This is a genomic window from Pseudoroseicyclus tamaricis, from assembly GCF_012070395.1.
In the GTDB taxonomy this organism is placed as follows: domain Bacteria; phylum Pseudomonadota; class Alphaproteobacteria; order Rhodobacterales; family Rhodobacteraceae; genus Pseudoroseicyclus_A; species Pseudoroseicyclus_A tamaricis.
The window spans coordinates 372,399-395,049 of the sequence record NZ_JAAFYS010000001.1 but is presented as its reverse complement, the minus strand read 5'-3'; the positions used below and the strand labels follow the sequence as shown (position 1 = coordinate 395,049).

The 22,651-nt window shown below is 69.3% G+C and carries 20 protein-coding genes; 14 read left to right on the top strand and 6 right to left on the bottom strand.

Annotated elements, in window-relative coordinates:
• Nucleotides 1-82 precede the first annotated feature (82 nt).
• The 3 genes from GY170_RS01820 to GY170_RS01810 are packed head-to-tail and all read left to right on the top strand — an operon-like array spanning nucleotide 83 to nucleotide 2,183.
• Nucleotides 83-565 carry a transcriptional repressor gene (locus GY170_RS01820; RefSeq protein WP_163889421.1) on the top strand — a complete coding sequence of 161 codons (483 nt, stop codon included), beginning with the start codon at nucleotides 83-85 and terminating at the stop codon, nucleotides 563-565.
• On the top strand, nucleotides 562-1,395 hold the full coding sequence (locus tag GY170_RS01815; RefSeq protein WP_163889419.1) for an ATP-binding cassette domain-containing protein: 834 nt from the start codon (nucleotides 562-564) through the stop codon (nucleotides 1,393-1,395). The genes GY170_RS01820 and GY170_RS01815 overlap by 4 nt, the downstream gene beginning before the upstream one ends.
• A complete protein-coding gene (locus GY170_RS01810; protein WP_163889417.1) occupies nucleotides 1,395-2,183 on the top strand; it encodes a metal ABC transporter permease in 789 nt (262 codons plus the stop codon). Before GY170_RS01815 ends, GY170_RS01810 begins: the two co-directional genes overlap by 1 nt.
• Before the next feature lie 315 nt (nucleotides 2,184-2,498).
• On the opposite strand, the gene GY170_RS01805 is transcribed toward GY170_RS01810, so the two are convergent.
• On the bottom strand, nucleotides 2,499-3,752 hold the full coding sequence (locus tag GY170_RS01805; protein WP_163889415.1) for an MGH1-like glycoside hydrolase domain-containing protein: 1,254 nt from the start codon (nucleotides 3,750-3,752) through the stop codon (nucleotides 2,499-2,501).
• 160 nt (nucleotides 3,753-3,912) lie between these two features.
• On the opposite strand from GY170_RS01805, the gene GY170_RS01800 reads away from it, so the two are divergent.
• From GY170_RS01800 to rnr, 7 genes are all read left to right on the top strand, one after another.
• Nucleotides 3,913-4,521, top strand: coding sequence for a CDP-alcohol phosphatidyltransferase family protein (locus GY170_RS01800; protein WP_163889413.1), 609 nt, complete (start codon nucleotides 3,913-3,915; stop codon nucleotides 4,519-4,521).
• A 155-nt stretch (nucleotides 4,522-4,676) separates the two neighbouring features.
• The gene (locus GY170_RS01795; RefSeq protein ID WP_203531133.1) at nucleotides 4,677-5,396 is read left to right on the top strand and encodes a sugar transferase; all 720 of its coding nucleotides are present in this window, start codon (nucleotides 4,677-4,679) and stop codon (nucleotides 5,394-5,396) included.
• A gap of 288 nt (nucleotides 5,397-5,684) precedes the next feature.
• Complete coding sequence (locus GY170_RS01790) at nucleotides 5,685-7,202, top strand: sugar ABC transporter ATP-binding protein (RefSeq protein WP_163889411.1); 1,518 nt, start codon at nucleotides 5,685-5,687, stop codon at nucleotides 7,200-7,202.
• Entirely contained in the window at nucleotides 7,199-8,203 is a 1,005-nt protein-coding gene (locus GY170_RS01785) for an ABC transporter permease (protein WP_163889409.1), read from the top strand. The genes GY170_RS01790 and GY170_RS01785 overlap by 4 nt, the downstream gene beginning before the upstream one ends.
• A 28-nt stretch (nucleotides 8,204-8,231) precedes the next feature.
• Nucleotides 8,232-9,173: an ABC transporter substrate-binding protein gene (locus GY170_RS01780; RefSeq protein ID WP_163889407.1), complete on the top strand. Its 942-nt coding sequence runs from the start codon at nucleotides 8,232-8,234 to the stop codon at nucleotides 9,171-9,173.
• A 116-nt stretch (nucleotides 9,174-9,289) separates the two neighbouring features.
• Nucleotides 9,290-10,738 carry a TIR domain-containing protein gene (locus GY170_RS01775; RefSeq protein WP_163889405.1) on the top strand — a complete coding sequence of 483 codons (1,449 nt, stop codon included), beginning with the start codon at nucleotides 9,290-9,292 and terminating at the stop codon, nucleotides 10,736-10,738.
• Nucleotides 10,739-10,791: 53 nt separating this feature from the next.
• Nucleotides 10,792-13,050: a ribonuclease R gene (gene rnr / locus GY170_RS01770; protein ID WP_163889403.1), complete on the top strand. Its 2,259-nt coding sequence runs from the start codon at nucleotides 10,792-10,794 to the stop codon at nucleotides 13,048-13,050.
• A gap of 9 nt (nucleotides 13,051-13,059) precedes the next feature.
• Here rnr and dapE read toward each other — a convergent pair whose 3' ends face one another.
• Both dapE and GY170_RS01760 read right to left on the bottom strand, forming a co-directional pair.
• Nucleotides 13,060-14,202, bottom strand: a complete 1,143-nt coding sequence (gene dapE / locus GY170_RS01765) for a succinyl-diaminopimelate desuccinylase (protein WP_163889401.1) — start codon at nucleotides 14,200-14,202, stop codon at nucleotides 13,060-13,062.
• The gene (locus tag GY170_RS01760) at nucleotides 14,195-14,551 is read right to left on the bottom strand and encodes a DUF8846 family protein (protein ID WP_163889399.1); all 357 of its coding nucleotides are present in this window, start codon (nucleotides 14,549-14,551) and stop codon (nucleotides 14,195-14,197) included. The genes dapE and GY170_RS01760 overlap by 8 nt, the downstream gene beginning before the upstream one ends.
• A gap of 306 nt (nucleotides 14,552-14,857) precedes the next feature.
• Here GY170_RS01760 and GY170_RS01755 point away from each other — a divergent pair, with 306 nt between their 5' ends.
• From GY170_RS01755 to GY170_RS01745, 3 genes are all read left to right on the top strand, one after another.
• Nucleotides 14,858-15,112, top strand: a complete 255-nt coding sequence (locus tag GY170_RS01755) for a GlsB/YeaQ/YmgE family stress response membrane protein (protein WP_163889397.1) — start codon at nucleotides 14,858-14,860, stop codon at nucleotides 15,110-15,112.
• A gap of 183 nt (nucleotides 15,113-15,295) precedes the next feature.
• Nucleotides 15,296-16,474: an NAD(P)/FAD-dependent oxidoreductase gene (locus tag GY170_RS01750; protein WP_163889395.1), complete on the top strand. Its 1,179-nt coding sequence runs from the start codon at nucleotides 15,296-15,298 to the stop codon at nucleotides 16,472-16,474.
• 16 nt (nucleotides 16,475-16,490) lie between these two features.
• Nucleotides 16,491-17,327: an NAD-dependent epimerase/dehydratase family protein gene (locus GY170_RS01745; protein ID WP_163889393.1), complete on the top strand. Its 837-nt coding sequence runs from the start codon at nucleotides 16,491-16,493 to the stop codon at nucleotides 17,325-17,327.
• A gap of 656 nt (nucleotides 17,328-17,983) precedes the next feature.
• Here the strand turns inward: GY170_RS01745 and GY170_RS01740 are convergent.
• The 3 genes from GY170_RS01740 to rpe form a co-directional block, all read right to left on the bottom strand.
• Nucleotides 17,984-18,928: a sensor histidine kinase gene (locus GY170_RS01740; RefSeq protein ID WP_235937774.1), complete on the bottom strand. Its 945-nt coding sequence runs from the start codon at nucleotides 18,926-18,928 to the stop codon at nucleotides 17,984-17,986.
• A gap of 25 nt (nucleotides 18,929-18,953) precedes the next feature.
• The gene (locus tag GY170_RS01735; protein ID WP_163889392.1) at nucleotides 18,954-19,649 is read right to left on the bottom strand and encodes a response regulator transcription factor; all 696 of its coding nucleotides are present in this window, start codon (nucleotides 19,647-19,649) and stop codon (nucleotides 18,954-18,956) included.
• A 298-nt stretch (nucleotides 19,650-19,947) separates the two neighbouring features.
• Entirely contained in the window at nucleotides 19,948-20,601 is a 654-nt protein-coding gene (rpe, locus tag GY170_RS01730) for a ribulose-phosphate 3-epimerase (RefSeq protein ID WP_163889390.1), read from the bottom strand.
• Between the two features lie 218 nt (nucleotides 20,602-20,819).
• On the opposite strand from rpe, the gene GY170_RS01725 reads away from it, so the two are divergent.
• Entirely contained in the window at nucleotides 20,820-22,301 is a 1,482-nt protein-coding gene (locus GY170_RS01725; protein WP_163889388.1) for an NAD-dependent succinate-semialdehyde dehydrogenase, read from the top strand.
• Nucleotides 22,302-22,651: the final 350 nt, after the last annotated feature.

The following is a 22,651-nucleotide window of genomic DNA, read 5'->3' as shown; positions in this document are numbered from 1 at the left end:
GGAATCCTGTTATACTATAACACTATCCCTTGATAGCCGGGACAATATAACATAGCAATAGGGCAGTGACCGGAGGGGTTCCATGTCGACCATCGGCTTCGAGAGACACGACCACCGCGACTGCATCGCCCAGGGCGTCGCGGCGGCGGATGCCCATTGCCGCGAGGCCGGGCTGCAGCTCACCCCGCAGCGCCGCCGGGTGCTGGAGCTTCTGCTGGCCGAGCACAAGGCGATGGGCGCCTACGAGATCCTCGACCGGCTGCGGGCGGAGGGGCTGGGCGCCCAGCCGCCGGTCGCCTACCGGGCGCTCGATTTCCTCGTGAAGAACGGCTTTGCCCACCGCATCGAGCGGCTCAACGCCTTCATCGCCTGCGCCCACCCCGACGAGAGCCACACCCCGGCCTTCCTTATCTGCCGCGAGTGTGACGCCGTCGCCGAGGCGGTGGCGGAGGTGGCGCGGGGCCGGCTCGGTCAGGTCGCCGGAGAGGCGGGCTTTCGCATCGAGCGGGTCGTGGTGGAGGCGGAGGGGCTCTGCCCCGAGTGCCAGCAGGGCGCGCCCGCGTGAGCCTCGTCGCGCTGGAGCGCGTCGGCGTCTCGCTCGGCGGGCGCCGGGTGCTGGAGGGCGTGAGCCTCGCCATCGAACCCGGAGAGATCGTCACCGTTGTCGGCCCCAACGGCTCCGGCAAGACGACGCTCATGCGGCTGGTGATCGGCGCGCTGACGCCATCCGAGGGCCGCGTGCTGCGCGCGCCGGGGCTGACCGTCGGTTACGTGCCGCAGAAGCTGCATGTGGACCCGGGCCTGCCCCTTTCCGTCCGCCGCTTCCTCTCCCTGCCCCGACCCGTGAGCCGGGCGGAGGCGGCAGGGGCGCTGGAGGAGGCGGGCGTGGGGCATCTCGCCGGGCGGCAGATGACGGAGCTTTCCGGCGGGCAGGCGCAGCGGGTGATGCTGGCGCGGGCGCTGACGGCGCGGCCGCAGCTGCTCATCCTCGACGAGCCGACGCAGGGGCTGGACCAGCAGGGCTCCGCCGCCTTCTACCGGCAGATCGAGGAGTTGCGGCAGCGGCACGGCTGCGCGATCCTCCTCGTCAGCCACGACCTGCACGTGGTGATGGCGGCGACCGACCGGGTGATCTGCCTCAACGGCCATGTCTGCTGCGAGGGCGCCCCGGCGCAGGTCGCCAGCGCGCCGGAGTACCGGGCGCTCTTCGGCACGGGCACGCAAGGGGCGCTGGCCCTCTACCGGCACGAGCATGACCACGGGCACGACCACGCCGCCCATGCGCATGCCCATGGACCCGAGGATGGTGCTGCGGATGCGCGTGGCCTCGCCCTCGATGCGGCCGGGCCGCACGGGGCGGGTGCAGGGCCGGGGACGGGGACGGGCGCCAGCTGATGTTCGACAGCTTTCTGACGCGCGCCGCGCTCGCCGGGCTCGGCATCGCGCTGGTCTCGGCGCCGCTCGGCTGCTTCGTCGTCTGGCGGCGGATGGCCTATTTCGGCCATGCCACCGCCCATGCCTCTATCCTCGGGGTGGCGCTGGGGATGGTGCTCTCCGTCTCCATCCTCTGGGGCGCGCTGGCGGTGGCGCTGGCCATGGGGCTGGCGGTCGCTTGGCTGGGGCGGCGCGGCCATTCCAGCGATGCCTCCATCGGCGTCCTCAGCCACGGCGCTCTGGCCTTCGGCCTCGTCGCGGTGGCGCTGACACCGGGGCTGCGGGGAGACCTCTCCTCCTATCTCTTCGGCGACATCCTCGCCGTGACGCGGGGCGACCTGGCGGTGATCTGGGGCGGGGCGGCGGCGGTGATGGCGCTGCTTGCGTGGCGCTGGCGGGCGCTGCTGACGGCGACGCTCGGGCCGGACCTCGCCCGCGCCGCCGGGATCGACCCGCGCCGGGAGGAGCTGGTGCTGGTCGTCGCCCTCGCCGTCGTCGTCGCCGTGGCGCTGAAGGTGGTGGGCGCGCTGCTCATCGGCGCCATGCTCGTCATCCCCGCCGCCGCCGCCCGGCCGCTGGCGCGCACGCCGGAGGCGATGGCGCTGCTGGCGGCACTGCTGGGGGCGGCGTCGGCGCTCGGCGGGCTCTGGCTGGCCTACCTCTTCGACACGCCGGCGGGGCCGAGCATCGTCTGCCTCGCGGCGGTGCTCTTCGCCATCACGGCCATGGTGCCGCGGCGGACGGGGTAGCGATTTCCATATGGAAATCGCGGGCGGAAACCATCTGGTTTCCGCCGCTCGACGGCCGGCGGGCGGTTCGAGTTGGCCCGCCCGACGTCCGAGCGATGCCCCCGCCCGGCACGCGCCAAAGGCGCAGGGCGAGCGCCTGCCCGTCCCGGCGGGCTGGCGCTCTGGCTAAGCCTGGTGCTCAGCGGGGATCGGGGAGGGGCTTGGCAGGCATAAAGTGCTGCTGCGGGACCGTTGTGGCGCCACCCCACGGGCAGGCGCTCGCCCTGCGCCTGCAACCGGCGTGCCGGCCCCCTCACGGTTGCTAGGCAGCTCCCCCTACAGCCGCCCGCGCGCGTGGGGGCCGGCCCAGGCGAGCCAGATGGCGGCCGTCCAGGTGAAGGAGCTGCCGCCCGCCGGCGCTCCGTCCAGCGGTGAGAAATACTCGTAGAAGCCGTGCTCGGCGATCAGCCGCTGGGTGTCCCGCCGCAGCTTCGCGGCCAGCAGCGTGTGCCCCTGCTCCGCCAGCCCCAGCCCGATCATCGCGTTCACCACCGGCCAGATCGGCCCGCGCCAGTAGCGCAGCGCGTCGAAGCGCTGGCGACGCGGATCGAGCGAGGCGATGCCGAACTGCGTGCGGTCGAGGATGTCGGTCAGCAGCGTCAGCAGATCCTCGCTCTGCATCCCGGCGTACCACGCGAGGAAGGAGGCGGAGCCGGGCGCGCCGGAGAAGACGCCGGTGCGCAGGTCCAGCGAATCGTAGAAGCCCTCGGGGTTCCAGTGCCGCTCCACCCCCGCCTCGAGCGTCTTGATCCAGCCCTCGATCTCGCCGGTGTAATGGTCGAGCTCGGCGGCGATGTGCAGAAGGTCCCGGCAGGCGCGCAGCAGGATGAAGGTCATGCCCACGTCCGCCACGCGGAACGGGCCGTTGGCCGCGATTTCCGCATCGTCCCACTCCACCCCGCGGGAGAACTGCACGATGGCGAGGTAGCGGTCGTAATCCGCCTTGGAGGGGCGCATCGCGGCATCGACATGTAGCGTGTCGCAGCGGGTGTAGTCTCCGACGTTGGAGCCGTCGACATTCTCCAGCGCCGCGTCCCAGTCGGCCGCGTTGTCACGGCCCGATTCCCATGGGTGGGTGATGGCGGCCATCCCCTCCTCCACCCGGTTCTTCATGAACCAGCGGTGCCAGGCGACGAGCCGGCCGTAGATCAGCTCCATGTGCACGCGGCCGTAATGCTTGTCGGCATCGTAGACGGAGCGGATCAGCGTCGCCGCGACGGGCGGCTGGGTGATGCCGGAGGTGTGGGGCACCCTGTCCACCTGCCAGACATCGGGGCCGGGGAAGTAGCCGTCGGCCCGCTTGTGGAAGATGATGTGCGGGACCATGCCGTTGTCCCACTGCCCGGTGAAGAGCGTGTGGATCTCGAACCAGGCGCGCTTGACGTCGAAGGTCGAGAAGCCCCAGGCGGCGAAGCAGGAATCCCAGTTCCACTGGTAGGGATAGAGCCCGGCGGTGGGGACGGTGTAGCCGCCACGGTCATTGCCGCGCAGGATCCGCCGCGCCTGCCTGTCGATCTTGTCTGCGTCCATCCCCGATGCATCGCGCGCTCCGAGGGGGCGAGGCAAGGGCGGCGGGGCGCTTCGCGGGCCGGGGCGCGCCCGGCGACCACGTTTGCGCGATTTCGCGGCAGGTCTTGCACGAAGGGAGGGAAAGCCGGCTAGAAGGGCGCAGCCGCCACCCCGGAGCCCCATGTTCGACGCCAGCCTCCGCCGCCTGATCGACCCGCCGCTCAACCGTGCCGGCCGCCGCTTCGCGCGGGCGGGCTGGTCGGCGGACGCGATGACGGCCGCGGGCCTCGCCCTCGGCCTGCTCTGCGCGGCGCTGATCGCGCTGGGGCTGGAGGCGCTGGCGCTTCTGCCCTTCGCGCTACGCTGCCTTGCCGACGGGCTCGACGGTGCCATCGCCCGGGCGGGGCGGAAGACGGATTTCGGCGGCTATTTCGACATCTCCGCCGACTTCCTCTTCTACGGCGCCGTCCCCCTCGCCTTCGTGCTGGCGGAGCCGGTGGAGCGCGGCGTCGCCGGCGCCTTCCTGCTGGCGAGCTTCTACTTCAACGGCGCCACCTTCCTCGGATTCGCCGTCCTCGCAGAGCGGCGGGGGATGGAGACGAGCGCGCAGGGGGAGAAGACGCTCTACTATTCCAACGGCCTTCTGGAGGGCGGGGAGACGCTGGTCTTCTTCGCGCTGCTGATGCTCCTGCCCGACGCGTTTTCGCCGCTCGCCTGGCTTTTCGGCGCTGCCTGTTTCCTGACAGGCACATTACGGCTCATTGCGGCGCGCCGGCTGTTCCGGGGCTGACAAAGGGCAAACGATCTAGTAGCCAAGGCGCAGTACATCCGTCCGGCAAGCCGCTGACGGACCACGAGTAGCAGCAGTTGACGACCAGCCTGGGCCCAAGCGGTCGCCGGTAGATCCGGCCACGGACGGGCTGGAATTGAAGGGGAAGGCCATCGATGTCGCAAGTCTCTGAGGCCGTCCTTCCCGTCGATGCTGCCGGGCGGGGGGCTGGTCTCTTCTGGCGATGGAGCGATGCTCCCGGCAAACGCCCTGCCCGCACGATCACGCCCGCCAAGCGGGCGCTCGACGTGACCGGCGCCTTGATCCTGTCGCTGACGCTCTGGCCGGTCGTGCTGCTCTTCATGCTCATCCTGCTCATCGTGGAGGGACGGCCCGTCTTCTTCATCTCCGAGAGGATGCGCACGCCGACGCAGAGCTTCAAGCTCATCAAGCTGCGCTCCATGCAGGTGGACATGAGCGCCGAGGGCGTGACGGGCGGCGACAAGGCCGTCCGCATCTCCCGCCTGCAGCGCTTCGTCCGCCGGGTGCGTATCGACGAGCTGCCGCAACTGTGGAACGTGCTGCGCGGGGATATCTCCCTCGTCGGGCCGCGCCCGCCGCTGCGCAAGTATGTCGAGAGCTTCCCGGAGATCTATGGCGAGGTGCTCAAGTCCCGCCCCGGCATCACCGGCCTCGCCACCATCGTCTACTACCCGACGGAGGAGAAGCTGCTCGCCGCCTGCGACACGCCCATCGCCTCCGACACGACCTATCGCAGCCGCTGCATCCCCCGGAAGGCGCGGCTCGACCTGATCTATCAGAAGAACCGCACCATCGGGCTGGACCTCTGGCTGATCGCCCGCACGGCGATGACCCCCTTCCGCCGCAAGGGCTGAGGCGGGCAGGCGGCCTCGCCTGCGGCAATCACCCGCTCACCCGGACATCCCCGACACTCCAGGCCCGACCGGCGCGCCAGCCTCGGCGCGCGCGTTGCAGGCCGCCCGACGCCTGAAAAAAGTTCGCCCTCCGAAGAAACACCCTTGAGACGTGTCGCAGCTTCGATAGGCTGACGCGGCCGCACCCCCGTGGAGGACGGGGCCGGCGGGAGGAGATTTATATGGTGCGACCCGGCGGCCCCTGGCCTTTTGCCGTGGAGACGGATGCACGTGCGCGCGGGGCCCGTCATGCCCGGTGAGGCGCGGCTCGAGCTATCCTCCGTCTGCCGGAGCTTCGGGCCCGTGCAGGTGCTCTTCGACGTGCAGATCGACCTGCGCCCCGGTGAGGTCCACGCCCTGATCGGCGAGAATGGCGCCGGCAAGTCGACCACGATGAAGATCATGTCCGGCTACCTGCAGCCGACCTCGGGCGAGGTGCGGCTGGAGGGCAAGGACGCCCGCTTCCCCGACAGCCAGGCCGCCGAGGCGGCGGGTGTCGTGCTCATCCACCAGGAGTTCAACCTCGCCGAGCAGCTGACGGTGGAGGAGAACGTCTTCCTCGGCCGCGAGCTCAAGCGCGGGCCCTTCCTCGACCGGCGCGCCATGCGGGCGAAAACCGCCGAGCTGCTCGACCGGCTCAAGTGCCACGTCTCGCCTTCGGCGCGGGTGAAGGACATCTCCACCCCCGACAAGCAGATGGTTGAGATCGCCAAGGCCCTCGGCCGCGACGCCCGAGTCCTGATCATGGACGAGCCGACGGCCGTGCTCACCAACCGCGAGGCGGAAGTGCTGTTCGAGCTGGTGGAGCGGCTGAGGGCCGATGGCGTCGCCATCCTCTTCACCAGCCACAAGCTCGACGAGGTCAAGCGCATCTCCGACCGGGTGACGGTCATGCGGGACGGCCGCGTCATCGCCACGACGCCGACGGCGGAAATGACCGAGGACCAGATGGCCGAGGCCATGGTGGGCCGCGAGCTGACCGATCTCTACCCCGCCCGCCGCGCGCCGCTGGGCGACGCGGTGGCGCTGAAGGTCGAGGGGCTGGACGTGCCGGGCTTCGCGCAGGGCGTCTCCTTCACGCTCCGCCAGGGCGAGGTGCTGGGCCTCGCCGGCCTCATCGGCGCCGGGCGGACGGAGGCGATGGAGGGGCTCGTGGGCCTGCGCCGGTCCACCGGACGGGTGGAGATCGACGGCGCTCCCGTCACCATCCGCAGCCCGCGCGAGGCGCAGGACAAGGGGCTCGTTTACCTGACGGAGGATCGCAAGGGCCGCGGCCTGCTCCTCAACATGGGGCTGCGCGACAACCTCACGCTGCAATCCTTGCGCGACTTCACCAACCCGTTCCTCGACAATAAGGGCGAGGACGAGGCGCTGACGAAGGCGATCGAGGATTTCGACATCCGCACGCCGAGCCGCGATGCCCGGCTGGGCAACCTCTCCGGCGGCAACCAGCAGAAGCTGCTCGTCGCCAAGGTGATGCTGACCGGCCCGCGCATCGTCATCATCGACGAGCCGACGCGTGGCATCGACATCGGCACCAAGCAGCAGATCTACGATTTCATCCACCGCCTCGCCGAAGAGGGGGTGAGCATCATCGTCATCTCTTCCGAACTGCCCGAGGTCATCGGCCTCGCCGACCGCGTGCTCGTCATGCGGCGGGGGCGGATCGTCGGCGAGGTCGCCGGGGATGAGAAGACGGAAGACGCCATCGTCCGCCTCGCCATGGGGCTGGAAGGCGAGGAAGACCGGGAGAGCGAGAGCGCATGAGCACCACCACCGAACAGCGGGCACCCGGCCGGGCACGGCCGTGGATGGACCTTCGCGTCCTCGGCCCGATCATCGCGCTAATCGTGCTGATCGTCGTCGGGGCGCTGATGAACCCCAACTTCCTTAGCTATGCCAACATCACCAACGTCCTCGCCCGCTCGGCCTTCATCGGCATCATCGCCGTGGGCATGACCTTCGTCATCACCGCCGGCGGGCTGGACCTTTCCGTCGGCTCCATGGCCGCCTTCATCGCCGGGCTGATGATCATGGTGATGAACGCCGCCCTGCCCGGCCTCGGCGGCGGGCTGGCGGTGATCCTCCTCGGTATCGTCGCCGCGCTTGTGGCGGGGCTCGCGGCCGGGTGGATCAACGGCTTTCTCATCACCACCATGCGGATCGAGGCCTTCATCGTCACGCTGGGCACGATGGGCATCTACCGCTCCCTCGTCACCTGGCTGGCCGATGGCGGAACGCTCTCCCTCGACTTCGGCCTGCGCACCGCGCTGCAGCCGCTCTACTACGGCGGCCTCTTCGGGGTGAGCTGGCCGATCATCACCTTCGCCGTCGTCGCCATCATCGGCGAGATCGTCATGCGCCGCACCGCCTTCGGCCGCTACTGCGCCGCCATCGGCTCCAACGACACCGTGGCGCGCTATTCCTCGGTGAATGTCGGGCGCATCCGCCTGCTCACCTACGTGGGCCTCGGCCTGCTCGTGGGCGTGGCGACGATCATGTACGTCCCCCGCCTCGGCTCCGCCTCCGCCGCCACCGGCGTTCTGTGGGAGCTGGAGGCGATTGCCGCCGTGATCATCGGGGGGACCATGCTCAAGGGCGGGTTCGGGCGCGTCTGGGGCTCCGTCGTGGGCGTGCTCATCCTCGGGCTGATCGGCAACATCCTGAACCTCACGGATGCCGTCAGCCCCTATCTCAATGGCGCCATCCAGGGCGTCATCATCGTTCTCGCTGTGATCTTGCAGCGCGAAGGCAAGGCCGGCACCTGACCGGCCTGTCATTACCCAGGGAGGAACTATGAAACATCTCAAGTACACGGCCGCCGCACTGGCCCTGCTCGCCGGCCCGGCGCTGGCGCAGGACACAATGGTCATCGGCGTCTCCATCCCCGCGGCCACGCATGGCTGGGCCGGCGGCATGAACTTCCATGCCCAGCAGGCCATCGACCGGCTGGAAGAGGTCTACCCCGAGCTCGACTTCGTGCTCGCCACGGCGTCGGACCCGGCCAAGCAGGTCTCCGACATCGAGGACATGGTGGCGACGCGTGGCATCTCCGCCCTCGTCGTGCTGCCCTTCGAATCTGAGCCGCTCACCGGCCCCGTCGCCTCGGTCGCCGACCAGGGCGTGTGGATCACGGTGGTCGACCGTGGCCTCAGCCAGGAGGGGATCGAGGATCTCTACGTCGCCGGCGACAACCCCGGCTTCGGCCGCGTCTCCGGCGAGTACATGGTCGACATGATGCCCGACGGCGGTGACATCGTGGTGCTTCGCGGCATCCCGACGACCATCGACAACGAGCGTGTCGAGGGCTTCGAGGCCGCCATCGAGGGCTCGGGCATCAACGTGCTGGGCATGGAGCATGGCAACTGGAACCGCGATGACAGCTTCACCGTGATGCAGGACTTCCTGTCCCGCTACCCGGAGATCGACGCCGTCTGGGCCTCGGACGACGACATGGCGGTGGGCGTGCTCGCCGCCATCGAGGCGGCGGGGCGCGAGGACATCCAGTTCGTGCTCGGCGGCGCCGGCATGAAGGAGATGATCCAGCGGGTCGCCGACGGCGACTCCATGGTGCCGGCCGACGTCACCTACCCGCCGGCGATGATCGCCACGGCCATCGAGATGACGGCGGTGGGGATGACCTCCTCGACGCCGGTGTCGGGCGAGATGATCATCGGCTCGGTGCTGGTGACGCAGGAGAACGCGGACGGGTACTACTTCCCGGACAGCCCGTTCTGATCAGCTACATTCTCAATGGGCGCGCGGGGCATAGACCGCGCGCCTGACTTTTTCGTCAAATTCATCGAAATCCGCTACACTAGCGTTCAGACACTTTCTCTGCAATTGGACTAGCTATGAGTACCCCAGCGGAACCGGCTCCCAAGGCGTTCATATCTTACAGCTGGAGCACTCCCGACCATGAACAGCGCGTTTTGGATCTTGCCACTGAACTGAGGGACTCTGGGGTCGACGTCATACTTGACAAATGGGACCTGTCAGAAGGTCAAGAGGCAACGGTCTTCATGGAGAGGATCGTCTCTGATCCGGATGTTCGAAAAGTGTTGATAGTCTCCGACAGGCTCTACTGTGAGAAGTCGGACGCGCGTCGGGGTGGTGCTGGCACAGAAGCACAAATCATCTCATCTAGACTCTACGAGCAGCAAGACGAAGGAAAGTTCGTCGCTCTGATCTTCGAGCGGGATGATTACGGCAAGCCTTATGTGCCGGCTTACTACACCTCAAGGGTGTTCATCGATTTCACCGATGCGTCACGCTATACAGATCGGTTTGAGCAACTTCTCAGATGGATATTTGGAAGGCCGCAATTCGAGAAGCCGAAAATTGGCTCCCGTCCCTCCTATCTTGACGATAATGCCGCCATCTCACTACCAACTTCCGCTTCGTACCGCCGAGCAATGGATGCAGTTCAAGGCGGGAAGTCCTTCGCTTATCCTGCGGTCATCGAGTTTTTCTCGACGCTCCTAGAGGAACTTCCCGCCTTCAAGATCTCCTCCAGTGAAGACATTGGCGGTGAAGAGATCATGAGAAAATACGGCGACTTTGTTCCATACAGGAACGAATGCATCGAGATTGTTAAGGCAATCTGCAGGTACACTGAAGATGAACGGTTTGGAAAGGCAATACATGACTTCCTGGAGGGATTCTTGCCATATTTCCATCCTCAGCAAGGCAGGTATCGAGAAATCGACTTTGATAACTTTAAATTCTTTGCGCATGAGCTGTTCTTGCACTTCTCCACTCTGTTCGTGCGCGAACGGCGCTCCGATCTTTTCAGTGCTATAGTTGATACTGCATATTACGATAGTTGGCGCGCAGAGCGGGAGAGGGACGGAATCACGGACTACACGGGATTTCGGCACTTCGATGGACTTCTTGATGCGCGAAAGAAAGAACTAGGTCTGAGACGAATTTCCCTGCAAGCAGATCTTCTAAAGGAGCGCACAATTGGAAGCGGCATTCTCTTTGAGCACCTCATGGAGGTAGATTTTATTCTTTTTCTGCGCAGCCGACTCGAGGACCGACGTTCCTTTGGCGGCTGGTTTCCGGTGACCATTTACTTGATGGGCCATCGAGCGCGTGTTTTTGAGCTCTTCGCGCGCTCGCGCTCGACAAAGGAATTTCAGTTCTTGCTGAACTTGCTAGGACTCGAGGAGAGGCGTCCGCTCGATCATCTCATTGGTAAGTACCGCTCGGGGGAGCTCGAGGGCCCAAGACTGGGAGATTGGGACAGAGTCGACGTACCTGAATTAACGGGCTTCGATCACTTGGGTACCCTCCCTTAGCCCCCCTCGCCCCCCTCTCGCCACCCCACGCCACCCATGCTACCTCCCACAGCATGACCCCGCTCCCCTCCAAGGCCGAGATCCTCGCCTTTCTCCAGGACAACCCGGAGAAGACGCACAAGCGTGACATCGCCAAGGCCTTCGGCCTCAAGGGCGCGCAGAGGATCGACCTCAAGCGCATGCTCAAGGAGCTGGAGGAGGAGGGGCATGTCGAGAAGAAGCGCCGCTCCTACCGGGACCCCGAGACGCTGCCCCCCGTCACCATCCTCCTCGTCCGGGCGCCCGACGCCGATGGCGACCTCTCCGCCCGCCCGATGGAATGGCACGGCGAGGGGGAGGAGCCGAGCGTTCGCGTCCTCCCGAGGGAGGGCGATCCGGCGCTCGCCGAGGGGGACCGGATCCTCGCCCGCCTCACCCCGACACCGGGGGAGGAGCAGGATTACACCGCCCGCATGATCCGCCGCATCGGCCATGCGCCGACGACGATCCTCGGCATCTACCGCAAGGGCTCCGAAGGCGGGCGGATCATGCCCATCGACAAGAAGGCCGACCGGCAGTGGGTCGTCTCCCTCGGGCACGAGCACGGGGCCAAGGACGGCGAGCTGGTGGAGGCGGAGCAATCCGGCCCCAAGGGGCGCCTCGGCCTGCCGAAGGCGCGCGTCACCCAGCGGCTGGGCGCTCCGGGGGCGCCGAGATCCGTCTCCCTTATCGCGATCCACCAGCACGGCATCCCCCACGAGTTCCCGCCCGAGGTGCTGGCGGAGGCCGATGCCGCCAAGCCCGCCGGCCTCTCCGGCCGGGAGGATCTGCAGCACCTGCCCCTCGTCACCATTGACCCCGCCGACGCGCGCGACCGCGATGACGCCGTCCTCGCCCGCGCCGACGACGCGGCGGACAACCCGGGCGGCCATGTCCTCTGGGTCGCCATCGCCGATGTCGCCCATTACGTCCGCCCCGGCTCCGAGCTGGACCGGGAGGCGCTCAAGCGCGGCAACTCCACCTACTTCCCCGACCGCGTCGTGCCGATGCTGCCCGACCGCCTCTCGGGCGACCTCTGCTCGCTGCACGAGGGCGTGCCGCGTGCCGTGCTGGCGGTGGAGATCCGCATCCGCGAAGACGGCTCCAAGCTCTCCCACCGCTTCACGCGGGGGCTGATGAAATCCCGCGCCTCCTTCCCCTACGAGGAGGTGCAGGCGGCGATGGATGGCGGCCCGAGCGAGCGCGCCGCGGCGATGATGGACGAGGTCATCCGCCCCCTCTACGCCGCCTATGACGCGCTCCTCGCCGCCCGCGCCCGCCGCCAGCCGCTGGAGCTGGACCTGCCGGAGCGGCAGATCGTGCTGAACGAGGCGGGGGAGGTCACCTCCGTCGACTTCAAGGACAGGCTCGCCGCGCACAAGCTGATCGAGGAGTTCATGGTCCTCGCCAATGTCTGCGCGGCCGAGACTCTGAAGGAGAAGAAGACCCCCCTGCTCTACCGTGTCCACGAAGAGCCGGACCCGGCGAAGCTGGAATCCTTGCGCGAGGTAGCCGAGGGCGCCGGGCTGACGCTGGCCAAGGGGCAGGTGCTGCAGACAAAGCACCTCAACCAGCTGCTCGCGCAGGCCGCGGGCAAGGACGAGGCGGAGCTCATCAACATGAGCACCCTGCGCTCGATGTCCCAGGCCTATTACGGGCCCGACAACTTCGGCCATTTCGGCCTGGCGCTGCGCAACTACGCGCACTTCACCTCGCCGATCCGGCGGTACTCCGACCTCATCGTCCACCGCGCCCTGATCACTGCCCATCGCTGGGGTGACGACGGGCTCAGCGACGACCAGATCGAGCGGATGGGCCAGATCGGCGAGCAGATCTCCGACACCGAGCGCCGCTCGATGATGGCCGAGCGCGACACGAACGATCGCTACCTCGCCGCCTTCATGGCCGAGCGGGTGGGGACGGAGCTGCCGGGCCGCGTCGCCGGGGTGGCGAAGTTCGGCCTCTTCATTAAGCTCGACGGGACGGGCGCCGACGTGCTGATCCCCATCCGCACGCTCGGCGGCGAGTTCTTCCACTATGACCGCGAGAGCCAGAGCCTGATGGGCAGCCAGTCGGGCCGCGTCATGCGGCTCGGCCAGCGCGCGGTGATCAAGCTCTCCGAGGCGGCGGCGGATACCGGTGGCATGGTGGGCGAGCTGGTGAGCCTCGACGAGGCGGAGGTGCCGCGCGGCCCATCCCATCGCCCCGGCAAGCCGCCCCGCCGCAAGCAGGGCGCCGCGAAGAAGAAGTCCGCCGCGCGGGAGAAGAAGCTCACCCGCGTCCGCAAGCGCTAGCCCCGGACGTCAGACGGCGAAGTAATCCTGCAGGATGCGGCGGTAGATCGCGGCCAGCCCCTCGATATCCGCCACCGTCACCCGCTCGTCCGCCTGATGCATCGTCTGGCCGACGAGGCCGAACTCTACGACCGGGCAATGATCCTTCACGAAGCGCGCGTCGGAGGTGCCCCCGGTGGTGGAGAGCGCAGGCCGCCGGCCCGTCACCGCCTCAATGGCCCCGGAGACCAGTTCCGACAGCTCTCCGGGCGGCGTGAGGAAGCTCTCACCGGAGATCTTAACGGCCATATCGATGGTCACGCCGAAGCGCCCCGCCACCTCCGCCGCCTCGCCGCGCAGCCACTCCGTCAGCGCGCTGCCGCTGTGGTGGTCGTTGAAGCGGATGTTCAGCATCATCTTCGCGGCGCCGGGGATGACGTTGGTCGCCGTGTTGCCGGTGTCGATGGAGGTGAGCGCCAGCGTCGAGGCGTCGAAGTGGTCGCTGCCCTTGTCCAGCTCCTCCGAGGCCAGCCTGTCCGCCAGCGCGGCGAGGGCCGGCAGCGGGTTGGCGGCGCGGTGGGGATAGGCGGAGTGGCCCTGACGGCCGGTGACCGTGACCACGGCGTTCATCGAGCCGCGGCGCCCGATCTTGATCATGTCGCCCAAGGTCTCCGGGCAGGTCGGCTCGCCGACGAGGCACATGGCCATGCGCTCGCCCTGCTCGTCCATCCAGTCCAGCAGCGCGGTGGTGCCGTCCTTCGCGTCGCCCTCCTCGTCGCCGGTGATGGCGAGGATCACGGCGCCGTCCGGCGGCGTCTCGCGCACGAAATCCACCGCCGCGGCGGCAAAGGCGGCGACGCCGCTCTTCATGTCGGCCGCGCCCCGGCCCCAGACCTCGCCGTCCCGCACCTCGCCGGCGAAGGGCATGACGGACCAGAGGCCGGAATCGCCGGGGGGCACCACGTCGGTGTGGCCGTTGAAGCCGAAGGTCTTCGCCGCGCCCTTGTCGCCCCAGCGGGCGAAGAGGTTGGACACCCCGCCCCGGTCGACCCGGGTGCAGGTGAAGCCGGCGCCCTCCAGAAGGTCCTGCAGGAGCACCAGAGCCCCGCCCTCCTCCGGCGTCACGGAGGGGCAGCGGATCAGGGCCTGCGTCAGCTCGACAGGGTCAGTCATCCTCGCGCTCCTCGTCACCTTCGAAGAAGGGGGTCATCTGGGCGACGATGACGGCATTCTCCGCCAGCGCCCGCTCCATCATCTCTCGCTCGTCATCGGGGATGTCGTGCCCCTCGGCCAGCCGCTCCTCCAGCGTGCCGTAGCCGGAGACGTCGAGCGGGGCCAGATCGGCCTGCTTGAGGATGGCGACGGTCTCCCGCACCGCCTCAGCCTCGTCGATGCCGGAGGCGTAGACCATCAGCGCCCCGCCGGTCGCCCCCTCGGGCAGCCCGTCGCCGGCCTTGCGGCCCACCTCGACGAGCAGGGTGTAGACCTGCTGGCGCCGCTCGCCCTGCTCCTTCTTCGCCATGCTCAGCTCCCCGGTTGCGCCGCCTTGGTGGCGGTCTTCGTGGCGAGCGGCCCCGGCGCTGTCAACCGGCCGGCGCCCGCGCGCCGCTCCGCCGGGCGATCCGGCGCAGGGCGCGCCGCGTGCGGAGGGAGGAAGACGCGCGGCGCATCCCCCGTTGCCACGAAAGCGCGCCGCCCGAAGGCCCTCACAATCCGCGACATTTTTCGAGCGATGGAACCACCTGCCTGCCATACCGTTAACATGCCAAGCGCGGGACATGCCTTGCGCAGCAACACAACGTAAAAAAACCGCGGGGGTTTTGATCACATGACTGGAGTAGGTTGGTTCGCCGCCATCATCATCGGCGCCATCGCCGGATGGCTCGCCGAGCAGTTCATGAAGTCCAACATGGGACTTCTGATGAATATCATTCTCGGCATCGTCGGGGCGCTCATCCTCAACGCCATTCTCTTCGCCATCATCGGCGAAACGCTTGGCGGCTGGATCGGGCAACTCATCATCGGCTTCATCGGTGCCTGCATCCTCATCTGGGTCGGCCGCCTGTTCCGCCGCAACAGCTGAGCCGAAGCACCGTTTCGACGCACGACCGAACCCCCGCCCCAGTGGCGGGGGTTTCGCTTTGTCTGCCCCCCCGCCTTCTTGCCGAGCCCTCCCCGGGCGGCGCGCCACCATCTGTCCTCGCCCCCCTTTCCCCCGCCTCCGCGCCGCCCTAGGCTCCGCTCCGGTTCAGCCCGGAGAGTCCCGATGCCCGCCCGCCGCGCCTACGATCTGGTCATCATCGGCGGCGGCATCACCGGCGCCTCCACTGCCTTCTGGGCCATGAAGGCCCGCGCCGGCTTCTCGGTGCTGGTGGTCGAGCGGGACGCGACCTACGCCCAAGCCTCCACCACCCACACCAACAGCTGCATCCGCCTGCAATTCGGCACCGAGGTGAACATCCGCCTCTCGCAGGCGACCCTCGCCCTGCTCGCCGACTGGCCGGAGGTGATGGAGGAGGCGAGCCCGCCCCCCGCGCTCGACCCCTTCGGCTACCTCTACCTCGCCGCGACGGAGGAGGGCGCCCGTCGCCTGCGCAGCCGCGCCGCCCTGCAGAAGAGCCTCGGCGCCCGGACGGTGCTGCTGGAGCCCGGCCAGCTCGCCGCCCGCTTCCCCTGGATGGAGCGGGAGGACATCCTCCTCGCTTCCCACGGCACCGAAGGAGAGGGCTACTTCGACGGCGCCACGCTCTTCTCCACCTTCCGCCGCCGTTCGCGCGAGATGGGGGCGGAATGGGTGGAGGCGGAGGTGGCCGGGCTGACGTCCGAGGGCGCGCGCATCACCGGCATCCGGCTGGCGGACGGCACGGTGATCGCCGCCGGCGCCGTCGTCAACGCCGCCGGCCCCCGCGCGGCGCTCGTCGCCCGTTGGGCCGGCATCGAGCTGCCGGTGGAGCCGCGCCGCCGCCACACCTTCACCTTCGCCGCCGCGCCGCTGGCGGCGAAGCTGCCGTTGACGATCGACCCCTCCGGCTTCCATGTCCGCCAGGACGGCGCCAACTTCATGATCGGCTGCGCGCCCCTCGATGACGATCCCGCCGCGCCGGACGACTTTTCCATGGATCCCGACACCTTCGAGGAGAGGCTCTGGCCCGCCCTTGCCGCCCGCATCCCGGCCTTCGAGCAGCTGCGCCTGCTCCGCTTCTGGACGGGCCACTACGCCTACAACACCCATGACCAGAACGCCCTCGTCGGCCTGCACCCGGCGGCCGAAGGCCTTTATTTCGCGAACGGCTTCTCCGGCCACGGGCTGCAACAGGCCGCCGGCATCGGCCGCGGGCTGGTAGAGCTGATCCTCACCGGAGGCTACCAGAGCCTCGACCTCACCCCCCTCTCCGTCTCCCGCCTCGTCACCGGCAAGCGGGTGGTGGAAGATGCGATCATCTGACGAAGAAGGAACGCCCATGCGCAAGATCGTCCTCACCGGCGCCGCCGGCAACCTCGGCATGCAGCTGCGCGAGATGCTCTCCGGCCTCGCCGCCGAGCTGCTCTCCACCGACATCGCCGACGCACCGGCCGAGCTGCTGCCGAACGAGACCTGGGTCAAGGCCGACCTCGCCGAGATGGGCCAGATCGCCCCGCTCATGGAGGGGGCGGACATGGTCGTCCACTTCGGCGCCATCGTCGACGAGAAGCCCTTCGAGGAGCTGCTCGGCCCCAACTACATCGGCGCCTACAACGTCTGGGAGGCCGCCCACCGCGCCGGCTGCCGCCGCGTGATCTACGCCAGCTCCATCCATGCCGTCGGGATGGAGGACACCAACGCCGGCGTGCCCTGCAACGGCGCGCACCGGCCGGATACCTTCTACGGCCTCGCCAAGTGCTTCGCCGAGGACATGGGCCGCATGTACTGGGAGAAGCGCGGGCTGGAGGCCGTCTGCATCCGCATCCTCACCTGCGAGCCTGCCCCGAACAACCTGCGCGCCCTCGGCACCTGGCTCAGCTACGGCGACCTGCGCCGCCTCGTGATGGCCTCGATCAAGGCGCCGGTGACCGGCTTCACCACGATCTTCGGCGTCTCCGCCAACACCCGCTGCCCGGTCGACAATTCCCCCGCCTCCTTCCTCGGCTACCGCCCGCAGGACGATGCCGAGGACTGGGCCGAGCGCATCGAGGCTACGGCGAAGCAGCCCGACGCGCAGGACATGGGCCTGACGAAGCTCGGCGGCCCCTTCGCGAAGGTGCCGCTGGGCGAGAGCGGCGTGGATGCCATCCGCCGGATGACCGAGGGCAAGGCGTAGGCGGGGCGGGGCGCCGCAGCCCCGTTCGATCCCCACCGGGTCCGCCAGTTACCCCGTAGGGTGGGGTTTCACCCCACCGCCCTCCGGCGGGCCCAGGACCCATCTGCCACAAGAGCCGCCCTCACACGCCGGCCCGTGGGGTGGCGCCGCAACGGCCCCGCTGCGCAATTTATGCCAGCCAAGCCCCTCCCCTGCTCCGAGCGAGGCACCAAGCCCAGCAAGAGCGCCGGCCCGCCGGGACGAGCCGGCGCTCGCGCGGCGCCTGCGGCTTGATTCCGCGCGAGGGGAAAAGCGGCGGCGGGGTCTCTGGGCGCCCTCGGCCCGAGCGAGCCCCCGTAAGGTGGGTTTCCAACCCACCGTCCCCCCGGCCCGGAAGAGGCGCCCAGCTCTCACGCCGGCCCGTGGGGTGGCGCCGCAACGGCCCCGCTGCGCAATTTTATGCCAGCCCAGCCCCTCCCCGCTCGGAGCTCAGCACCAAGCTCAGCCAGAGCGCCAGCCCGCGGGACGGGCCGGCGCTCGCGCGGCGCCTGCGGCTTGATTCCGCGCGGGGAAGAAGCGGCGGCCGGGTCTCCGGGTGCCCTCGCCCGAGCGGGTCCCCGTAGGGTGGGTTTTCAACCCACCGTCCCTCCGCGCGGCGCCCGCCCCTCAAGCCCCCTTCAAAACCGGATCGCGAACGTCGCCCCCGGCCCGTCCTCGCGGAGCATGATCTCCGCCCCGTGCGCCTCCAGCATCCGCCGCACGATCGGCAGGCCCATCCCCGTCCCGCCATCGGCCCTGCGCGTCGTGAAGAACGGATCGAAGATCCGCGACCTGTTCCCGGCCGACACCCCCGGCCCGTCATCCGCCACCGTCAGGCCCTCCGGCCCCACCGTGAGCCGCACCTCCCCGGCGCCATGGGCCACCGCATTGCCGATCAGGTGGTCCAGCACCAGCCGCAGCGCCTCCCGCGTCAGGGGCAGCATGCCGTCGGCGACCAACAGGATCTCCGCCTCCGGGTGATCCGCCGAGAGGCCCGCCATCAGCGGCGCAACGCGGGTGCTGCCGCGCATCACCGGCTCCTGCGCACGCGCCAACGCCCGCTGGGCATCGAGCAGCGCCGTCATCCTGTCCGCCGCCTCGTCGATGCGGGCGAGGAGCCGCGCCCGCTCCTCCGGCGGAATATCGTCGCCGTCCAGCAGCTCGGCGGCGCCGCGGAGCACCGTCAGCGGCGCCTTCAGCTCGTGCGTCGCGTGATCGGCGTAGGAGCGCAGCACCGCCTCTCGGCCCATCAGGATGCGGCTCATCTCCATCACCGCGCGCCCCGTCCGCTCCATCTCCCGCGTGCCATAGTGGCGCAGCGGCGCCTCCGCGCCGGCCCTCCCCCGGCCCACCGCCTCGGCCCGCGCCGACAGCGCCCGGATCGGCCGGTAGAGCAGCCGCCAGAGCACCCAGCCGAGGCCCGCCGTCGCCGCCACCACCGACAGCCCCACCAGCACCGCCGCCCGCGCCGTCTGCATCGGCGGCGCGAGAAGCTGGACGGCGGCTATCCCCGCCAACGGCAGGCAGAGGACGAGCGCCAGCACCAGCCCGATCACCAGCGCCAGCGACGGGCGCCACTTCACCCTTATGCCGCGGCCCGTGCCGCCCTCAGTCGCCAAGGCAGGGGCCCATGCGGATGCCGATGCCGTGCAGCGTCTCCACCGCGTCGGGGCAGCCGGCCTCCGCCAGCTTGGCGCGCAGGTTGCGCAGGTGGCTGTCCATCGTCCTGTCGGAGACGTTGACGTTCGTCCCCCAGATCGCATCCACCAGCGCCGGCCGGGGGACGACATGCTCCGGCCGCTCCATGAGCTTGGCCAGCAGCTCCATCTCTCGCGCCGTCAGCACGACGTCGCGGCCGCGCACCGTCACCCGGTGGCGGCCGGGATCGAGCGCCAGCACGCCGCGGCGCCGCTCTCCTCCGGGCTCCGGCGCCGCCTCCGGCCGGGACCGCTTGAGCACCGCCTTGATCCGGGCGACCAGCTCGCGGGGGGAGAAGGGCTTGGCGACGTAATCGTCCGCGCCGAGCTCCAGCCCGACCACCCGGTCGATCTCGTCGCCCTCCGCGGTGAGGAAGATCACCGGCACGTCGCTGGTCCGCCGCAGCTCCCGGCAGACCTCCCGCCCGTCCATCTCCGGCAGGCCGATGTCGAGCACCACGAGGTCGAAGGCCTCGCCCCGCGCCGCCGCCAGCGCCGCCGCGCCGTCCCCGGCCTCGGCGACCGCCAGGCCGGCCCGCCCAAGGGCGATGCCGACCAGCTCGCGGATCTGCGGGTCATCGTCGACGACGAGGATACGGGGGCTCACCTTGCCAGCTCCATCTGCTCCACCGCCACGCTAAGCCGGCGCCGCCCGCCCGGAAAGCCTCGTTCCAACCGGCACCCGCTGCACTCCGCGCCCGTCCGTCCCGTCCAGCTTCTCATGAATTCCTCCGATGTTTGCACGGAGCGTGCCCGCCCCCCGTGCAAACCGGCGCCCCGGCCCGTGCAGAGCCTGTGCAGCCCCGCCGCCCCTGTTCATCTGGCCAGAAATACCGCGGGGGGCTCCGGGGGGCTGGCCCCCCGGCCCTCCGCCGCCACCCGCGCCTCCGCCCGGGGCGGCGCGCTCAGCCCGCCGCCTGCCGGATCGCCCTGATCCGCTCGGCGTAATCGCCGCCGAAGATCGCCGAGCCGGCTACCAGAACGTCGGCCCCCGCGCGCACCACGTCGCCCGCGTTCTGCGGCGAGACACCCCCATCGGCCTCGATCCGGATCGGGCGGTCGCCGACGAGGGCGCGGGCGGCGGCGATCTTCTCCAGCATGGCGGGGATGAAGGCCTGCCCGCCGAAGCCGGGATTGACGGTCATCACGAGGATCAGGTCGATGTCGTCCAGCACGTGCTCGACATGGGAGACGGGGGTGGCGGGGTTCAGCGCCACGCCCGCCTGCGCCCCCGCCTCGCGGATCGACTGCAGCGAGCGGTGCAGGTGCGGCCCCGCCTCGGCATGGACGGTGACGAGATCGGCGCCGGCGTTCACGAAGGCGCCGAGATAGGGCTCGGCCGGGGCGATCATCAGATGGACGTCGATGAAGGTCGTCACATGCGGGCGGATGGCGGAGACGACGTTCGGCCCCATCGTCAGGTTCGGCACGAAGTGCCCGTCCATCGCGTCGACGTGGATCCAGTCGGCCCCCGCCGCCTCGACGGCGCGGACCTCCTCGCCCAGCCTCGCGAAATCCGCCGACAGGATCGACGGGGCGATCTTCACCTCACGCGCCATGGCTGCCTCCCTCGCTGCGCCACCTCGCTTCGGGCCATGCCGCAGCGCGGGCGGCATCACAAGGGGGTTGTCCGCCTCGCGGCACGCCGGATCGCCCGCCGCCGCGGCAGGGCCGGAACCATCCACCCCCTCGCCGCGCTCCTCTTCCGAAGCCGGCGGGCGGGCCATGGACGCGGCCCCCCGCCCTGCGCCAAATGGCTCCAGCAAAGGAGGCTCCCATGCTCGACACCGCCACCGATCTCTCCACGCTCCTCAAGAACACGTCTCTTCTCAGGCAGGACGCCTACATCGACGGGGAGTGGCGCCCCGCCACCTCCGGCAAGCGCTTCGACGTCAGGAACCCGGCCCGCGGCGACGTCATCGCCAGCGTCGCCGATCTCAGCCGCGAGGAGCTGGCGACGGCCATCGACGCCGCCTACGACGCCCAGCCCGGCTGGGCCGCGAAGACCGGCAAGGAGCGGGCGAAGATCATGCACCGCTGGTACGAGCTGATGATGGAGAACCAGGAGGACCTGGCGATCCTCATGACCGCCGAGCAGGGCAAGCCGCTGACGGAGAGCCGCACGGAGATCGCCTACGGCGCGGGTTTCATCGAGTGGTTCGCCGAAGAGGCCAAGCGCGTCTATGGCGAGACGATCCCCGCCCACCAGCCGAACCTCCGCATCCAGGTGATCAAGCAGCCGATCGGCGTGGCGGCGGGCATCACGCCGTGGAACTTCCCCAACGCCATGATCGCCCGCAAGGTCGCCCCGGCGCTGGCGGCGGGCTGCTCCTTCGTCTCCCGCCCCGCCTCGCTGACGCCCCTCTCGGCGCTGGCCATGGCGGCGCTGGCGGAGGAGGCGGGCGTGCCGCCGGGGGTGTTCTCGGTGGTGCCGACGACCAGCTCGTCGGAGGCGGGGAAGGAGTTCTGCGAGAACCCCAAGGTCCGCAAGCTCACATTCACCGGCTCGACGGAGGTGGGCCGCACCCTGCTCGCCCAGGCGGCAGACCAGGTGATGAAGTGCTCGATGGAGCTCGGCGGCAATGCCCCCTTCATCGTCTTCGACGACGCCGATCTCGACGAGGCGGTGAAAGGCGCCATCGCCTGCAAGTTCCGCAACAACGGGCAGACCTGTGTCTGCGCCAACCGCATCTACGTGCAGGAGGGCGTCTACGACGCCTTCGCGGCGAAGCTGACGGAGGCGGTGAAGGCCCTGAAAGTCGGCGACGGCCTCGACGACGGCACCGAGCTCGGCCCGCTCATCGAGCCCAAGGCGATCGAGAAGGTGGAGGCGCACCTGAAGGACGCCCGCGAGAAGGGCGGCGAGGTGCTCACCGGCGGTCGCCCCAGCGACTACGGCGCCCAGTTCTACGAGCCGACGGTGGTGAAGAACGCCACGCAGGAGATGATGGTGGCGCGAGAGGAGACTTTCGGCCCCTTCGCCCCCCTCTTCCGCTTCACCGACGAGGCGCAGGTGATCGAGATGGCCAACGACACCATCTTCGGCCTGGCGAGCTACTTCTATGCCAAGGACCTGAGCCGCGTGACCAAGGTGGCCGAGGCGCTCGAATACGGCATCGTCGGCGTGAACACCGGTATCATCTCGACGGAGGTGGCCCCCTTCGGCGGCGTCAAGCAGTCCGGCCTCGGCCGCGAGGGCTCCCGCCACGGGATCGAGGATTACCTGGAGATGAAGTACATCTGCACGGACGTCTCGTAACGCCCTAGCCCACCGGTCGGCCGGGCTTCAGCCCGGCCCTCCCTTCCCCATGGCGTCCCGCTCTCAGGCGCAGGGCGAGAGTCTGCCCGTGGGGTGGCGCTCCGACATGTCCGCGGTGCGCTTTATGCCAGCCAAGCCCCTCCCCGCCCGCCACTCAGCGCCAAGCTCAGCCAGAGCGCCAGCCCGCCGGGACGGGCAGGCGCTCGCCCTGCGCCTTTGGCGCGTACCGGGCGGGGGAGCGGCTCCGGGCGGTGCGGCTGCCTCTGCTTCGAGGCGAGTCGCGGGGAGGCGACCGGCGAAGGTGGGTTACAAACCCACCCTACGGCGCCCGCAAAGGGACGGCGGGCGGG

Coding starts and splice junctions, on each gene's coding strand:
- GY170_RS01820 (WP_163889421.1), top strand. CDS start 83: ATGTCGACCATCGGCTTCGAGAGACACGACCACCGCGACTGCATCGCC.
- GY170_RS01810 (WP_163889417.1), top strand. CDS start 1,395: ATGTTCGACAGCTTTCTGACGCGCGCCGCGCTCGCCGGGCTCGGCATC.
- GY170_RS01805 (WP_163889415.1), bottom strand. CDS start 3,752: ATGGACGCAGACAAGATCGACAGGCAGGCGCGGCGGATCCTGCGCGGC.
- GY170_RS01800 (WP_163889413.1), top strand. CDS start 3,913: ATGTTCGACGCCAGCCTCCGCCGCCTGATCGACCCGCCGCTCAACCGT.
- GY170_RS01795 (WP_203531133.1), top strand. CDS start 4,677: ATGTCGCAAGTCTCTGAGGCCGTCCTTCCCGTCGATGCTGCCGGGCGG.
- GY170_RS01790 (WP_163889411.1), top strand. CDS start 5,685: ATGCCCGGTGAGGCGCGGCTCGAGCTATCCTCCGTCTGCCGGAGCTTC.
- GY170_RS01785 (WP_163889409.1), top strand. CDS start 7,199: ATGAGCACCACCACCGAACAGCGGGCACCCGGCCGGGCACGGCCGTGG.
- GY170_RS01780 (WP_163889407.1), top strand. CDS start 8,232: ATGAAACATCTCAAGTACACGGCCGCCGCACTGGCCCTGCTCGCCGGC.
- GY170_RS01775 (WP_163889405.1), top strand. CDS start 9,290: ATGAGTACCCCAGCGGAACCGGCTCCCAAGGCGTTCATATCTTACAGC.
- rnr (WP_163889403.1), top strand. CDS start 10,792: ATGACCCCGCTCCCCTCCAAGGCCGAGATCCTCGCCTTTCTCCAGGAC.
- dapE (WP_163889401.1), bottom strand. CDS start 14,202: ATGACTGACCCTGTCGAGCTGACGCAGGCCCTGATCCGCTGCCCCTCC.
- GY170_RS01760 (WP_163889399.1), bottom strand. CDS start 14,551: ATGGCGAAGAAGGAGCAGGGCGAGCGGCGCCAGCAGGTCTACACCCTG.
- GY170_RS01755 (WP_163889397.1), top strand. CDS start 14,858: ATGACTGGAGTAGGTTGGTTCGCCGCCATCATCATCGGCGCCATCGCC.
- GY170_RS01750 (WP_163889395.1), top strand. CDS start 15,296: ATGCCCGCCCGCCGCGCCTACGATCTGGTCATCATCGGCGGCGGCATC.
- GY170_RS01745 (WP_163889393.1), top strand. CDS start 16,491: ATGCGCAAGATCGTCCTCACCGGCGCCGCCGGCAACCTCGGCATGCAG.
- rpe (WP_163889390.1), bottom strand. CDS start 20,601: ATGGCGCGTGAGGTGAAGATCGCCCCGTCGATCCTGTCGGCGGATTTC.
- GY170_RS01725 (WP_163889388.1), top strand. CDS start 20,820: ATGCTCGACACCGCCACCGATCTCTCCACGCTCCTCAAGAACACGTCT.